This is a genomic window from Gilliamella sp. Pra-s60 (genome assembly GCF_009795755.1).
GTDB lineage: Bacteria > Pseudomonadota > Gammaproteobacteria > Enterobacterales > Orbaceae > Gilliamella.
This window is the reverse complement of sequence record NZ_WTFA01000011.1, coordinates 1-16,109: the sequence shown is the minus strand read 5'-3', so window position 1 is coordinate 16,109 and position 16,109 is coordinate 1. Positions and strand designations below refer to the sequence as shown.

Below are 16,109 nucleotides of genomic sequence, written 5' to 3'. Positions count from 1 at the left end.
CACAAGGTGATAGCAATGCCAATTTTTGGCAAAATGTTTCAGGTATAGCCTATATTTTCATCAACAACTTAAATAACACCTATTTTAATAACTCATTTTGCAATGCCGATACATTTTCAAATTCAGTAAACTCAGAAATTGCCTCTGGTTGTTTAGCATTATCTTCACGCTTACCAAGAACTTGCGATGCAAATACAAAACCTTTTTTATCCATAACTGAACGGTTATAAAAATCAACTAAATCTTGTTGAGTGATTTTTTTCAATTGTTCAATTTTTTTGTGCTGTGAATCAAACGCAAAACGCGAATTACGGTAATCTGCCATATAGCGACTAAACTCTTCATCCAATGTTTGCGGAGGCATTTTCAATTCATCAAGTACCGCTTTTTTATATTGCTCAATATCTTCTTTAGATAATGCTTTAAGCTTACTTAATATAACAGGATAAAATTCTTGGTAACGCTTAAATAAATAAACTGGATCGTATTGGTTGCTTTGAATGATAAAACTCATTCCAACTGAATCTCCAACTGTAACAGGGCCTGCAAATACAGCGTAGCCGAGTTGCTCGTTAGTACGCAATTGATCAAAAAACCATGGTGATATGATTTTAGACAGCGTATAACTTAGCATACGACTGCTAATTCGATCATAACCGGTTGGAATATAGCTCATCATCAAAGCATTATCAGTGCTTTTCGCGTGTTGAGTCATTTTGGCCTCCAATGATTTTTTAATCTGAATATTATCAACAGGAGTAAATTCAACATCACGCACTAGTGTTTTTTGAATGGAATGATAAAGATCTAAAGAATCCTCGTTAGACAAATTACCCAAGCTAAGCATATAAGGTACTGAGTGGGTTAATAAATGATCGCGATAAGTTAACACGTCATTAATAGTCATTGTTGCTGTGATTTGACGTCTTTCATCCCGTTCAAAATACGGCAAATTTGACAATTCATTAACAGGATTAACCGCCAACCAATAACTTTTAGCATGCTCAGATTTATCCAATTCTTGCAAATACCAAGATTTAGCTAATGCTAAACTTTGCTCATCAATGGTAGCATTACGATAGCTATCAAGTATGGCCGTAACCATTTTTGGTAAATGCTGACTAAAGCCGCTAGCTGAAATCATTAAACCATTATCATTATCAGTTGATAACGAAATACCCGCAACGCCTGCCTGAAATCGTAATTGTTCTAAATTACGACTTGCAATGTAATCAAGTAAATTAAAAGCGACCTCTGCTTTAGCATCACTAAAAGCCTCGTTATTCCGTAACGAAACCACAATCGCCGCTTTAGGTTCATTATAAAAATATTGGCTGCAAAAATGGAAATGGTTACCACGTTTGTTAAATTTAGCTGTTTTAACTTGATTACGATTTTGTTTTAAAATCTTGAAATTATCTGGAATATAAGGATTTAATTCAGGTAAACTAAATGTGAAATTTTTACCTAGAGCCAACCAATTTGCTTTTTGCTCACTAGTAATATTATCAATTTTGTAAGGTGCATCAACAAAATAAGCCGTCTTATTAGTCGTTTGATTTGGCGAAATCACCCAAATTCTAGCATTATTGGCAGTCAAACTTTTTAAACGTGAAGCGATCGCAGTTTTATCAAAATTAGTGGCAATAAAATCAGAATTTAGTATATTTTGAACTGGATATAACAACATCTGATCAGATAACCATTCGACATAAGACATATCACGCTCAACATCTTGATACTTAAATTCTAACGCTAAAACTTTTTTTAGCTCTTCATAATAAGCATCAGAAATTCCTTGCTTTTGAATTAACTGTAAATAATTAAAAATAGCGCCAATGACTTTATCTTTTTGAGCAAGTCCATCGTCGGTTAAACTTACATTAATACTAAATATACCACTATTACCATAACGGATGGGATTGATAGACGAACTAATTCCTTCAATCAAACCTTGCTTTTGTAACTGATCAGATAGCGTATTATGGCTACTGTTACTGATTAAATAAGTGATATACTCATCGGTTTTATCGGCAAATTTAGCCAGATTATTTTCAATCGGAAACTGTAAAAACAATAGTTTTTTGGGTTGTGCAGGTACCATAGAAATCTGTTTATTTAGCACATTTGGCGTTATAGCAGGCTTATCAACTATTGGGGCATTAATATTTTTATTAGGGATTTTACCAAAACTATTTTCGGCTAGTTTTGCCAATTTATTGATCGATTGATTGCTATACATCACGCCAACCATAATATTGGCTGAATAGTAATCTTTATGAAAATTCACTAAAGCATCTTGCAATTTACTATTTTCTTTATCACTTAATGTTTCTAAATTACCGCCTGAAAATTGAGATGCAGGGTGACTTTGATTAATTGTTTCCGAATCAACTTGCCCAATACGAAATCCATCATTCGATCTAGCCATTGTCATTTCAGCATTAACAGCATTACGTTCTTTATCGGCAAATTTAGGATCCAAATTTGGCTCGCTAATAGCATCGGCTAAATGATCAAGCGCTTTATCAAAAGCGCTATTTTCGACCTCAAAATAAAACGCAGTTCGATGCGAGGCAGTACTTGCGTTATAACTACCAGCATGACGACTTAAAAACTGAGAAAAGCTAGCAGGTTCGGGATAATTCTTTGACCCCATTAACACCATATGTTCAGTATAATGAGCCAACCCTTGCTGATCTTTTGGGTCTTGCAACGAACCAACAGGTAATGCTAATGATGCCAGTGATTTTACGGCTTTAGGATCAGATACAAGTAACACTCGCATTTTATTTGCTAGCTCAATCACTTCATATTGACGCTTATCACGTTCGCTTTGTTGCACCTTTTCTATCAAAACTGGCTTTGTGAGCTTATTTTCGATGGCAAAAGACGAAGAAGTGATAAGCAGTAACCCAATAATTCCACTAAAAATAAAATTAACTAATTTTTTGTTTTTATAAACCATAATATCAGCTAGCTCACCTCAGTTTTAAAAAAATACAAAAATGATTTTACCAAAACACGAATGTATCTTAATAAATTTATCATTAGAAAATGAACATTTAATGTTCACGAGTTTTCCTAAATTCAACATCGGGATATCGCTCTTCGGTCAAATTCAAATTAACCATACTTGGCGCAATATAGGAAAGGTTATCCCCCCCATCCAATGCCAAATTCTGTTCACATTTACGTTTAAACTCTTCCAGTTTTTTCACATCTGAGCACTCAACCCAACGCGCTGTTGTCACATTAACCGGCTCATAGATGGCTTCAACGTTATACTCAGATTTTAATCTAGCAACCACAACATCAAATTGTAAAACCCCAACAGCTCCCACAATTAAGTCATTATTTGCTAATGGACGGAACACTTGTACAGCCCCCTCTTCTGAAAGCTGAACAAGTCCTTTCAAAAGTTGCTTTTGTTTTAGCGGATCTTTCAGACGAATGCGACGGAACAATTCTGGAGCAAAGTTAGGAATACCCGTAAACTTAAGATCTTCACCTTGAGTAAAGGTATCACCAATTTGAATTGTTCCATGGTTATGTAAACCAATAATATCACCAGCATAAGCCTCTTCAACATGTTCACGATCACCGGCCATAAACGTCAAAGCATCAGAGATATTAATATCTTTAGCAACACGCACATGGCGTAACTTCATACCTTTTTGATATTTCCCCGACACAATACGCATAAATGCCACACGATCACGATGTTTTGGATCCATATTGGCTTGAATTTTAAACACAAAGCCACTGAATTTTTCTTCTGATGATTCAACTTCACGCTTATCGCTTTGACGAGGCTGTGGTGTTGGAGCCCAAGCAGTTAAACCATCAAGCATATGATCAACACCAAAATTACCCAATGCCGTACCAAAAAAGACGGGGGTTAAATCGCCCGATAAAAAGGCATCTAAATCAAACTCATTAGATGCCCCTTGTACTAATTCAAGTTCTTCACGTAGTTGCTGTGCTAGATCATCGCCGACCGCTAAATCTAAATCGGGATTTGTTAACCCCTTAATAATACGAACTTCCTGAATAGTATGACCTTGACCTGATTGATAAAGATAAGTCTCATCTTTAGCTAAATGATAAACACCTTTAAATAATTTGCCACAACCAATTGGCCAAGTAATTGGTGCGCACATTATATTGAGTTCATTTTCGACTTCATCAAGCAATTCCATTGGATCACGAATATCACGGTCTAACTTATTCATAAACGTCAAAATTGGCGTATTACGTAATCGTGTCACTTCCATTAATTTACGTGTACGATCTTCAACCCCTTTAGCCGCATCGATCACCATCAAACAACTATCAACTGCTGTTAACGTACGATAAGTATCTTCAGAAAAGTCCTCATGCCCTGGTGTATCTAATAAATTAACTAAGCAGTCATTATAAGGAAACTGCATCACAGAGGTAGTAATTGAAATACCACGTTGCTTTTCCATCTCCATCCAATCAGATTTAGCATGCTGAGCATTAGCACCACGCCCTTTAACTGTACCTGCGGTTTGGATTGCATGACCAAATAACAATACCTTTTCGGTAATAGTTGTTTTACCCGCATCGGGGTGAGAAATAATTGCAAAAGTGCGACGTGCATTAACCTCGTCTAAATAAGCTTGTTCTGTCATAAAACTATTTTAACCCACACAAAAATAATCACCCATTTTAGCAGGTATCTGCCTGTTTTGCCATTAACGTTATACGCAACGTAATTTGCCTTATTTATTTATCTATGCATAATATCTGCCTAATCAGTAATGCAAAATTTACTGCTTACTAGCTTCTTATAAAAAGTTTCTGGAAAGCATGCATTTAAGTATAAAACCGGAATTTATTATGAACATTCGTGATTTAAAACTGTACTTACATTTATGCGAAACCTGCCACTTCGGTGTAACCGCAAATGCAATGCATGTTAGCCCATCAACCTTATCTAGGCAGATCCAACGACTTGAAGAGCACTTTGGACATCCACTATTTATTCGCGACAACAGACAAGTGCAAATCACCCAAGTAGGCGAAAAGGTAAAACGTTTTGCTAAACAAGTAATAAATATGCACCAACAGCTAAAACACGATTTAGATCAACCTAATCAACAAATTGTTGGCGAACTAACACTTTTTTGTTCAGTCACTGCCGCATATAGCCATTTACCCGAAATATTGGATCGTTTTAGAAGTCTCTATCCACTCGTTGAAATTAAACTATCAACTGGTGATGCTGCCGATGCAGTAAAAAAAATACAAACCAATATGGCCGATTTGGCTATTGCAGGCAAACCTAAACAACTTCCAACTGGTATTGAGTTTCTAAAATTTGGTGAAATTGAAATGGTCTTGCTAATCCCAAAACTTAATAGCTCGTTTAGCGATAAATTGCATCAAAAACAACCCGATTGGCATAATATTCCCTTTATATTGCCAGAACATGGACCAAGCCGCCACCGCATCGATTTATGGTTTAAACAAAGAAAAATTACCAATCCCAAAATCTATGCAACAGTTGCAGGACACGAAGCCATTGTATCAATGGTTGCTTTAGGTTGTGGCGTCGCCTTATTACCAAAAGTCGTGATGGACAACAGCCCAGAACGGATAAAAGATCGCATAACCGAATGGTCTACTAACTTGATGGAACCCTTTGATGTTGGTATTTGTGTGCAAAAAAGGCGACTATCTGAAAAAATTATTGCTGCTTTCTGGGAAATTAGCAATCTAAATTTGCCCAATAACGAATAACTAAAATATAATATATAATCATAAATTAAAGACTAAAACCGGAATATAAAGGTGTGACAAACTAACCCGTCACCAACGTGTTTTTAGCAAAATATAACATAGCTAAACGTCATTATAATGGAATTAAAAATGAAACAGATAACAATAAAAACATTAACCTCATTAATACTTCTTGTCGCTTTTTCCATGCCATTAACCGCACAAAGCAATCCAACAAAATCAACCAAAACGGACAAAAGCACAAAAACAACTACATCGAAAAAAAATACCAATGCTAACAAAAATAAAAACACTAACAATAAAGCAAATACTAATTCAGACGCCAATAAAAATAACGACACAATCACAACTTCACCACAAGCATTGACAACCAATGCTAATGTAAACACCAATAATAACTTTCAAATTGGCAGTGCAATCACAAAACCTAAGTGGCTAGTTCGTAGCACCTTAGCTTACTATGATGGTGATGAAAACGATCTTGCTACTGCAGGTCTTGGCTTTACGCCATTATCTACCAGCATTATTACACCAGAAGTGGAAATCCCAACCAAACCAAACTTTGAAGAACGCCGTCAAGCCAAGCTAAACCGCTATATTGACACTAAAATTGGTGAAGGAACATTATTTGGTTTTAGAAAACAAGAATTAACTCCTCTATTTGATGGCAAAATTGCAGGCACTGAAATATCCGCCGTACAAAGGGAAGACGGCGTAGGTATGTTATTACAAATTCCACTTGATTTTAATAAAAACAAACCTTGCATTGTTGCTATTCCTGCTATTGACTCAGACGGAATATACAATGCCAAAGATATACAAATCCGAGGATTATGGGGACTTCGCCATAATTGCGCAGTGGTATATAACGACAAAGGAGTAAGTGGTATTTATGATATTAAACACAAGCTTGGTTTTACCGTATGGGGCGAAGTAAAAGATGGTAATATTTTATTTGGTCCTTCAATAAAAAACAGAGAACAATACATCAAAAAATACCCTCATCGCTACGCAGTAAAACAGTTGCACTCAAAACTAAATGCTGAAGCACGCTGGGGGGAACATGTATTAAGATCTATTGAGTTTGCCTTTTATGAACTCAATAGTATGTTTTCAACCAATCAACAAATTATCTACAACAAAGATAATACCCTTGTTTTAGTATACGGTGCCGGCGACGGTGGTGGAGCGGCACTAAAAGCAGGCGAATTAGATGACCAAAACCTAATTGATGGTATTGTGGCAGTCAATCCACAAATTCAACCCAATATCGATAAAACGCAGGTCACACTCAAAATTGGCAATAATGCTTCACAAAAACTAGAAGCCAAATCCATTGCAAATTACAGTGCTTACGGCGCCTTATATATACCATGTGCGATCCCAGCAATAAAACCTAATAAAGATGATACTTATATACCTTATGCAAATTATTTTCTTTATTCACAAGAACGGTGTAATGCGCTAAAAAAAGCAAAATTACTCACCAAAGGAACGCCACAAGAAGCCTTAGAAAAATTACACAAAAACGGTTGGACTCCAAATATGGATATTCAACTACCGTATTTTTACTACACCGAATCCATCGACCTACCATATCAATACATTAGCGCTTATGGCAAATATGATGTCACTGAAAACATGTGTGATTTTTCGGTAGCAAGTACCCAACAAACGCCTATTTACTACAGTGGTAAAGTAGCACCATTAGAAGAAATATCGTTTGAACAGATATGGGGAATGACAAACAGTCATTTACCGCTTTGGAATGGACATAATGCAACAATTTTGGATTTGGTTGAAAATGGTGATCTCAATACACCAAGACGTGAATTTTACTCAAGTTCACAATCAAAAACCACTGTTGATTATGGTACTACTGGATCAATTTGTGTCTATAAAAAGTCACAAGAACCTCGGGTTAAACAAGGCATAAAGCAAGTTATGGCATCAGGCAACTTACATGGTATAAAAACCTTTATTATACATGGCCGTAACAATGTTAAACAGCTACCAAACTACACATCACGCCCTTATGTAGCATTAAATAGCTTGGTTGAAGGTAAACAATCTCAACTAAGATACATTGAAGTTGAAAACGCAAGCTACTTAGATGGTAGAGCACCATTTGACAATACATTATTACCTATTGACTATTATGGCGAAGATGCTATTGAATGGTTATGGGCTAACTTAACCAACGAAGCTACATTACCAGTAAGCCAAGTCGTACATGCCAAGGCCCGAGGAGGAAAAAGTGGTTATGCGAACCCACTAACTAGTAAAACTCTACAGCCGATAAAACAATTACCAAATAGCAAAGAAATTATTCAAAATGACAAGGGTAACTTAATACTACCAAATTAATAGACTATATAATTAAATCGCTATCGAATTTAAACTTAAGAACATTTAGACTGAAGAACAGTTAGAATAAAAAAATAATTTAAATCGATAGCGCCCAACTTCATTTAAAAAATCCCCTCTTTTACTACCAAACAGATTTTAGGATATAACAAAAAAAACAACGACTCTAATTGTGCATAATGTTGCTTAATATCAACGATCGTTTCTTTTAACAAATATAATTTTGGTCGCCTATTTGCCATGCCTCTTAACACATCACCAACAAAATCAATAGAAGCATAATTTTCAAGCCATTGCCCTTGCCACATTGCATTCATAAAATGCTGATACTCGACAGAATAAGCTGTAACATAAGGTTGGATAAGTGCTTTTGTTGTTTGATTAAATTCAGCGACACTACCCTGTAGTCCATAACTTGCCCAATGTTTTGACAAAAAATGATCCCACACAATATCTAATGTAATGGAAGCAACACGTTGATGTGATTTTCGAAATAGCAGTTTGGCTTGCTTAACTTCAAATAGATTATCGGTCAAACTATCGATTTTACGATGTAGCATAATGCCATCAGCAATATCAGAATCATAAACGACATAAGGATCGCCTTTAATGAAATCCGCTACGGTATTACCAATTAACGAACTATCAGCTAATGTAGCCAAATGCAAATGAGCCAAAATATTCATAAAAATAATAACAATCAATTATTCACGATGTTTAAATTCACCTTCAGCAAAACCTTCTCGCCAATAGCTAGTAATCTGGAAAGCATCTAACGACAAATGAATATATTTATCCTTAACCGCTTGACGAACAGATTGTGCCAGCGAACGCTCCATTCCCCCCCAAAACAACAGCTTATCGTGCCCTAATAAATCGGCATTCATTACCGCATCAACTAATTGGTAAGGATTACCTGCATTTTTCACAAACCAACGAACCTCAATATTTTTATTATCGGACAATGACACCATATCATTCTTATGATTAACCTCAATAAAAGCAAATGCTTTTTGCCTTTTAGGAAGATGTTCAAGTGTATAACAAATCGCTGGCACAGCCGAAACATCCCCCATTAACACCAAATAGTCATTAGTAAACTGCAACTTACTACCAATACTAATCAAACCAATCTGATCGCCAACTTTAGCTTTTTGAGACCACACCGAAGCCAATCCTGTATCATGAATAGCAAAATCAACAAAAAATTGACTAGTGACACTATCAAATTCACGCACACTATAGCTACGCACTAGCTGACGTAACTTATCATCAACGACAATTTTATTATTATCATCAAGCTTAGGGAACGCAATTTTGCCAGTTAAAGGATCAGGAAAGAGTAGCTTTAAATGTGGACAAATCCATAATGGATTAACATCAAATGATTTATCGCTACTAAACTGCACACGAATAAAACTAGGTGATATTTTTTCAACCTTCAATACTGTTAATAATGAATTAACAATGGTTTTTTTCTTTATTTTATTTTTTTGGTTTTTTTCATCCATAGCAGTCAATCCTTACATTTTTAATAGTTAAAATCATCATACAACAAAAAATGTTAGGACAATGCTATTTTTACAATCGAAAAAATAGATAACTTGTTCCACCTAAAAATGTAAACACTAAGCATAATGAGTAAGCCACGCGAATGAATAAGGTAAGTTTAAAAGACAGATAACGTCTTTTAAACTCTTAATATTTGTAAAAAGATATTTTTATTAAAAAAAATATATTATCTTCAATCTAACTTAGGATGCTGATCCACCAAATCTTGGCGCTGTTTTTGTAAAGTATCGATCTGCTGCTGGATATCTTCCACTTTTTGCTCTATCGAATCGAAGTGATCCGATAAAATCTCTTTGGCTTCTGAGCGATCCGATGCGGCAGGTGTTGCACCTCGAAGCGGTTTATTGGCGGTTTCTTTCATTTTTAAACCTGTCACCAACCCAACTAACGCAACTACCATTAAATAATAGGCTGGCATATATAAATCACCACTCGCTTCAACCAACCAAGCGGCAACGGTTGGTGTTGCCCCAGCAATAAGTACCGAAATATTAAAGGATATAGCCAAAGCACTGTAACGAATACTTGTTGGGAAAATAGCAGGTAAAATAGAGGCCATTACTCCTGTAAAACAGTTAAGTAGCACAGCTAAAATCAATAAACCAATAAAAATAAGTCCAATAACATCACTGTTAATCATCATAAACGCAGGATAAGCAAGAATCAGTAACCCTAAACTTCCCCCAACAATAAAAGGCCTGCGTCCAATTTTATCACTAATCAAACCAATCATAGGTTGTACAAATAACATTCCGATCATAATAGCGATAATAATCAACACACCATGATCAGCACGATAATTTAAGTTATGCGATAAATAACTTGGCATGTAAGTAAGCAACATATAATAAGTGACATTGGTAATAATCACCAATCCAACACAAACTAACAAACTCTTCCAATATTGAGTGAAAATCGTTTTAAAAGTCATTTGAGGAGGATTTGCGGTATTTGTATTTTCATTATTTTCCATCTCATCGGTATGTTGCTGAAATGCGGGGGTTTCTTCTAATGCGTGGCGTAAATACAAACCAATCAATCCCAATGGCAAGGCAAACAAAAATGGAATTCGCCAGCCCCAATCTTGGAATTTCACTTCGCCAAGAATGCTTGATAATAGTACGACCAAGCCAGCACCAACTAAAAACCCAGCAATCGAACCAAAGTCCAACCAACTCCCCATAAATCCACGCTTACGATCTGGCGAGTATTCTGCAACAAAAATTGCCGCACCTGAATATTCACCGCCTATCGAAAACCCTTGAGCTAATTTTGCGAGTAATAATAAAAGCGGTGCAAAAATACCAATGGTGGCATAAGAAGGAATAAGCCCAATACAAAATGTACTGAGTGACATAATAATAATAGTGACAGAAAGAATTTTTTGGCGCCCCAACTTATCACCAAGCACACCAAAAACTAAACCGCCTAATGGACGCACTAAAAAAGGAACCGAAAAAGTCGCTAAAGCAGCCACAACTTGAATACTTGGCGACGCATCAGGAAAAAACACCTGTCCTAAAACATACGCCAAAAACCCATAAACCCCAAAATCAAACCACTCCATCGCATTGCCCAGTGCTGCTGCAATAATTGCCTTTCTTAATTTGTTATCATCAATAATGGTAATATCATTAATATTTAATGGCTTCCTTTTAAATCTTATTGCTTTTTTCATAACATACCGCCTATTTTAATTTAGACAAAGAAAAGGAATAACGAAGTAACACCATTGATATCATTGTGTAATACAAAATGAACATCATTGATATTACAAAAAATACGCTAAAACAGTTAATAAAGATTGATGCAAAATCCAATAAAACAAAAAAGAGGAAAATAAAAAGCAAAAACAGGTAAGTAATTTCGACTAGCTATATTGCGACTTGATAACAGTAAAACAATTCCTTTTCACAAAAATTGTCCATCAAGTATAACAAAATATCCCATTTTGTAAAATGCAACCACTACACACCCTCATTTTGCTTTTGCTAAATGTAATTATGAACCATCGTTTTTTTTCGAACAAAGGTAAATACCAATCACAATAAACAATGTACTGATAATATGAAAGTTGGCAATTTCGGTGTGCAAAAATAGAATACTAAAAACACCGCCAGATAAAGGAATAATGTGAGTATAGATCTGCCCACGGTTTGCGCCAATTTCAGCAATCCCCCTATTCCAAAACAAGTAAGATAGCCAAGAAGCAAAAATAGCAATATACAATATACCAAGCAAGAAACTGCTATCAGTATAATGCGCTAAATTTTCAACAGGATAAAAATAAAAATACACTAAAGCAATAGGCAATAACATCAAAGAGCCTAACACGGCACTGACGGTAACAAAAGCATTACCTGCAATCGACTTATCTTTTAAACGTAAAAAGGCACTATAACATGCCCAACTCATTGCCGAAGCCATTGCCCACAGATCACCTTTATTAATATGACTCAATGAATTTAAATTGGTTAGATTACCTTGTAAAATCAAATAAATCACACCCATGGTACTAAACAACACACCTAAGATATTATTTTTTGAAATTGAATCATTAAATAATAATTTATTCATCACCAAAACCATACCTGGCGTTGCCGAAAGATAAATTGATGCATTAAGCGACGAAGTATATTGCAATCCAACATAAAGCGTTAAAGGAAACAAGATCTGACCAAAAATTGCCAATAAACAAATCGGACCAATCGACTTTTTAATTTTAGAAAGATCATTACATACTTGATGATGATACAATCCTAATAACAACACAGCAGTAATAACCCAACGCCCTTCAGATATAACAATGGGATCGGCTTGCGTTACCAAAACACGCCCAACAACATAATTTCCGCCCCAAAAACAAGCAGCTAAAGTCAGCAATAGATACGGCATATAATACCCTGATATCAGAATGAAGATACGATGGAATTTAGCCACATTATATACCTAAATTAATGCAAAAGAATAACCCCTTTCATTACATTTTTTACCTACTACTATCATTTTGCTCATTATTATTTTTCCAAATCACAACGATAGCATTGACTTAATCTAGTATCCTTAATCATTATCCATTAAAATAACAAAATCAAAACTGACAAGGTACTCCTTATGCGTTGGAAAGACCAAAGAGAGAGCGACAACATCGAAGATCGCCGCTCACAATCAAGCAGTGGAATGGGAACCGTAATCCCTATTAAAGGCAAAGGCAAAATTGCTTTATTTATTGTGGTTTTAGTGGCAGGTTATTATGGTGTTGATTTAACGGGATTACTCGGTTCCGACCTAACAACCCCAGACAGCACACAACAAACCTCGTCGGAATATACCGCAGATGACCGCGAAGCGGCCAAATTCACCTCGATCATTTTAGCCAGTACCGAAGATTACTGGAGCGAACAATTCCAACGCCTAGGCAAAACTTATGTTCCACCTAAATTGGTGCTATATACTCGCGCAACCCAAACATCGTGTGGTACTGGTCAAGCAATGATGGGACCATTTTATTGTAATATTGATAAAACGGTATATTTAGACCTTTCCTTTTATCAAGAAATGAAACAACGCCTTGGCGGTGGGGGAGATTTTGCACAAGGTTATGTTATCGCCCACGAAGTGGGACACCATGTACAGAATTTACTTGGAACATTTAACCAAGTCGAACAACTAACACAAGGACAATCAAACACCACCAAAAACCAAATATCGGTAAAATTAGAATTACAAGCAGACTGTTATGCGGGTATGTGGGGTAATGCAATGCAAAAACAGAACATCCTTGAAGTGGGCGATATAGAACAAGCACTAAAAACGGCACAAGCCATTGGCGACGACCGATTACAACAACAAAGTAGTGGTTATGTTATGCCAGACAGCTTTACCCATGGTTCATCAAAACAGCGTTATACATGGTTTAAAAAAGGATTTGATAACGGTTCGCTTAGTCAGTGCAATACCTTTGCCGAATAATTTGCTGAATAAAAAGTAAAAACGTTAATAATTGTCTTCCTTAATTAGGAAGACAATTTAGCAACGACCGTCATCAACTTTTATCATTCACCAAAGCACAAAACAGCAATGAAATGGCCACCATCGCAAATGCAATCCAATAAATAACCTCATGCCCATAAGACTCAGAAACAAAGCCTTGAATTACACCTGCCAAAATCACACTACAAATAATACCATTATTAAATAAGGTAGAGGCGACTCCCATTCTTGTTGGTAGCAGATCTTGAAAATAAATAATACCAATGTTTGCCACAATACCAATAAAAAGCGCATTAAAAAGTTGCAAAGCAAATAAAGCAAATTTATTAGTCAATAAAATCATACCGATATAAAATAACAAACCACAAACAATGGCGATAAAAAATAAATTTCTTTTGCCCAATTTTGGGACTAAATAGCCTGCAATCAACATAACAGGAATTTCAATACCTGCCGCTAACCCCATTAATTGCCCAGGTAATGAATTTGATAAATGTAATACAGAATCCACATAAAGTGGCATATCGATGATATACATCATATTGGCTGTCCACATAAACACAGTAGAAAGCAATAAACAAACTACATTTCTATTTTTAAATAGCGGTTGTTCGGTTGATTTTATATCAATCGAATTATCAAGTTGTGAGGTTGGATTTTTTTCAACCGACGGTAAAAAAAACGCAACAAACAACATTGCCACAACAAACATAGACATGGCACTTAAATACATGGCAGTAAAACCATAATGAACGGCTAAACCAAATGAAAGTGGCGGTCCAATCACCCACGCCAAAGAAAGCTGTGCACGAATTAACGAATTAAACGCCACCACATTGCGCCCTGTTTTTACCGCATATTCACGCGCAAGAGCAAAAACTTGAGGCATTGCCGCCGATGATAAAGCCGCGAATAAAACACCCAGCGTAATCAAAACAACATAGTGCCGAGAAAAGGCAAATATCACACTATTAGCAACGCCCATTAAGCAACAAAATATAACAATATGTCGCCTATCGCCTTTTTTGTCTGAATATTTAGCTAATAAAAAGCTACCAATAATACTTGCTAACGCATTCACCGAAAAAAACAACCCCACCAAACGGGGGTTAACATTTACTTCAAACGATAAAAAACGGCTTAACGTAGGCGATTGCAACGCCCCTGCCACACCAACAATAAACGTAGTGGCTAAAAAAGCAATAAAAATAACGCTCTGTTTTTGACGAAACGAAGATATCTTAGTCATAACAATACATAGTAGAGGGATTTGTGCCGATTATATACTTAAAATTGGCATAAAAGTAATAAAATTCAAAGGGAAGTGAGCTAGGGGGAGGAGTGCTGTTTTTTATCAAAAAAACAGCCAATAAAAACTTCAATAAAATCAATACCTTTCCTGACCATTTTTTTGCAACTAATACAACATTTTTTTATTAAATGAAAAGATTTAAACTAATGCGATTTTTTAATTTTGCTTTAAATTTAGTTTAAATCCTCATCATCCACCTGCGCCATAAACCAACGTTGCCAGCCAGTAGTCTGTTTTTGGATGTTGTCGATGGATTGGTTGAATGAAGCAAAAGCACCGTGCGAAATCATTTTCATCTTCCAACCCACACACAACAACCCTTTAATCACATCTAACGAAGCACGAATAAGTTGTAACTGTTTGACGGCTGATTGGCATTCTTCGGTGTTATCTCGGTCAACGATATTAGACAATACCGCAAAGCGTATTGCCCCTGTAAGCTCGGTTAAAATCGCTTCGCCTGTAGTAAATTTAAACGATTTAGGTAAATGACAATGCGTTTGCCAATAGCATTGGTATAATGTGACTAAATCATTAAATATTTTAGGTTGAACAAAAGTTGATTGAGTAGGGTTAGTTAATTTATTATGCATAATAGTCCTACAAAACAGAAAACAGTTTATATCCATTAATTCCAATTCACCCATAGCAGAGCACACTGTAATAAGGCCTCGGTGCAAACAGCGTAATTACTGTTGGAAGCGCTGTTGCTGTTGACGTTGCCGTTGTTCGAGTTGACATTGAACTGGTTGCTACCTGTTGCGTCGCTCGTCCAGTAGTTGTTGACGAAGCCCGCATCAGCGTAGTTGTTCATGTAGCCCGTTTTTGCACCTTAATCTTAATACTACCAGCTTACTGCGTTGCCGCATTCGCCCTTAAATAACGTAAAAAGCCGTTTGTAACTTTTACTGACTTTTCCCGTGAAAGGTGCTGACCTTATTTGTAGCCCTTTTTCTATCACCCGATTTAAACGCTAAACCTAAGCGATAGCCCCATCGGGCACAGTGTGCTCTGCTATTGGCTGAAATAGTTTTTTAACTCTTGAATAAACGCACTATCCACAATCGGGGGATATTTGTTAGGTTGCCATGATGAT

The 16,109-nt window shown here is 36.1% G+C and carries 12 protein-coding genes; 3 read left to right on the top strand and 9 right to left on the bottom strand.

Annotated features, from left to right (window positions below; genetic code table 11):
* Nucleotides 1-79: 79 nt before the first annotated feature.
* A complete protein-coding gene (ptrA, locus tag GQ596_RS08160; RefSeq protein WP_160401185.1) occupies nt 80-2,968 on the bottom strand; it encodes a pitrilysin in 2,889 nt (962 codons plus the stop codon).
* A 97-nt stretch (nt 2,969-3,065) separates the two neighbouring features.
* The gene (gene prfC, locus GQ596_RS08155) at nt 3,066-4,658 is read right to left on the bottom strand and encodes a peptide chain release factor 3 (protein ID WP_160401184.1); all 1,593 of its coding nucleotides are present in this window, start codon (nt 4,656-4,658) and stop codon (nt 3,066-3,068) included.
* 208 nt (nt 4,659-4,866) lie between these two features.
* On the opposite strand from prfC, the gene ilvY reads away from it, so the two are divergent.
* Complete coding sequence (gene ilvY, locus GQ596_RS08150; protein ID WP_160401183.1) at nt 4,867-5,769, top strand: HTH-type transcriptional activator IlvY; 903 nt, start codon at nt 4,867-4,869, stop codon at nt 5,767-5,769.
* A gap of 129 nt (nt 5,770-5,898) precedes the next feature.
* Nucleotides 5,899-8,136: a 3-hydroxybutyrate oligomer hydrolase family protein gene (locus GQ596_RS08145; RefSeq protein WP_160401182.1), complete on the top strand. Its 2,238-nt coding sequence runs from the start codon at nt 5,899-5,901 to the stop codon at nt 8,134-8,136.
* Between the two features lie 104 nt (nt 8,137-8,240).
* Here GQ596_RS08145 and GQ596_RS08140 read toward each other — a convergent pair whose 3' ends face one another.
* The 4 genes from GQ596_RS08140 to GQ596_RS08125 all read right to left on the bottom strand — a co-directional run bounded on the left by GQ596_RS08140 (nt 8,241) and on the right by GQ596_RS08125 (nt 12,603).
* On the bottom strand, nt 8,241-8,822 hold the full coding sequence (locus tag GQ596_RS08140) for an ACP phosphodiesterase (protein WP_160401181.1): 582 nt from the start codon (nt 8,820-8,822) through the stop codon (nt 8,241-8,243).
* Nucleotides 8,823-8,840: 18 nt separating this feature from the next.
* Nucleotides 8,841-9,647 (bottom strand): siderophore-interacting protein, encoded by an 807-nt coding sequence (locus GQ596_RS08135; RefSeq protein ID WP_160401180.1) that lies wholly within the window; start codon nt 9,645-9,647, stop codon nt 8,841-8,843.
* Between the two features lie 233 nt (nt 9,648-9,880).
* Entirely contained in the window at nt 9,881-11,386 is a 1,506-nt protein-coding gene (proP, locus tag GQ596_RS08130) for a glycine betaine/L-proline transporter ProP (RefSeq protein ID WP_160401179.1), read from the bottom strand.
* Nucleotides 11,387-11,709: 323 nt separating this feature from the next.
* Complete coding sequence (locus tag GQ596_RS08125; RefSeq protein WP_160401178.1) at nt 11,710-12,603, bottom strand: DMT family transporter; 894 nt, start codon at nt 12,601-12,603, stop codon at nt 11,710-11,712.
* 219 nt (nt 12,604-12,822) lie between these two features.
* On the opposite strand from GQ596_RS08125, the gene GQ596_RS08120 reads away from it, so the two are divergent.
* Nucleotides 12,823-13,680, top strand: coding sequence for a neutral zinc metallopeptidase (locus GQ596_RS08120; protein ID WP_160401177.1), 858 nt, complete (start codon nt 12,823-12,825; stop codon nt 13,678-13,680).
* Nucleotides 13,681-13,753: 73 nt separating this feature from the next.
* On the opposite strand, the gene GQ596_RS08115 is transcribed toward GQ596_RS08120, so the two are convergent.
* The 3 genes from GQ596_RS08115 to GQ596_RS08105 all read right to left on the bottom strand — a co-directional run bounded on the left by GQ596_RS08115 (nt 13,754) and on the right by GQ596_RS08105 (nt 15,811).
* Entirely contained in the window at nt 13,754-14,950 is a 1,197-nt protein-coding gene (locus tag GQ596_RS08115) for a sugar efflux transporter (protein WP_160401176.1), read from the bottom strand.
* A 236-nt stretch (nt 14,951-15,186) separates the two neighbouring features.
* Nucleotides 15,187-15,606, bottom strand: a complete 420-nt coding sequence (locus GQ596_RS08110; protein ID WP_160401175.1) for a four helix bundle protein — start codon at nt 15,604-15,606, stop codon at nt 15,187-15,189.
* Between the two features lie 46 nt (nt 15,607-15,652).
* Nucleotides 15,653-15,811, bottom strand: a complete 159-nt coding sequence (locus GQ596_RS08105) for a hypothetical protein (protein WP_160401174.1) — start codon at nt 15,809-15,811, stop codon at nt 15,653-15,655.
* Between the last annotated feature and the right edge of the window lie 298 nt (nt 15,812-16,109).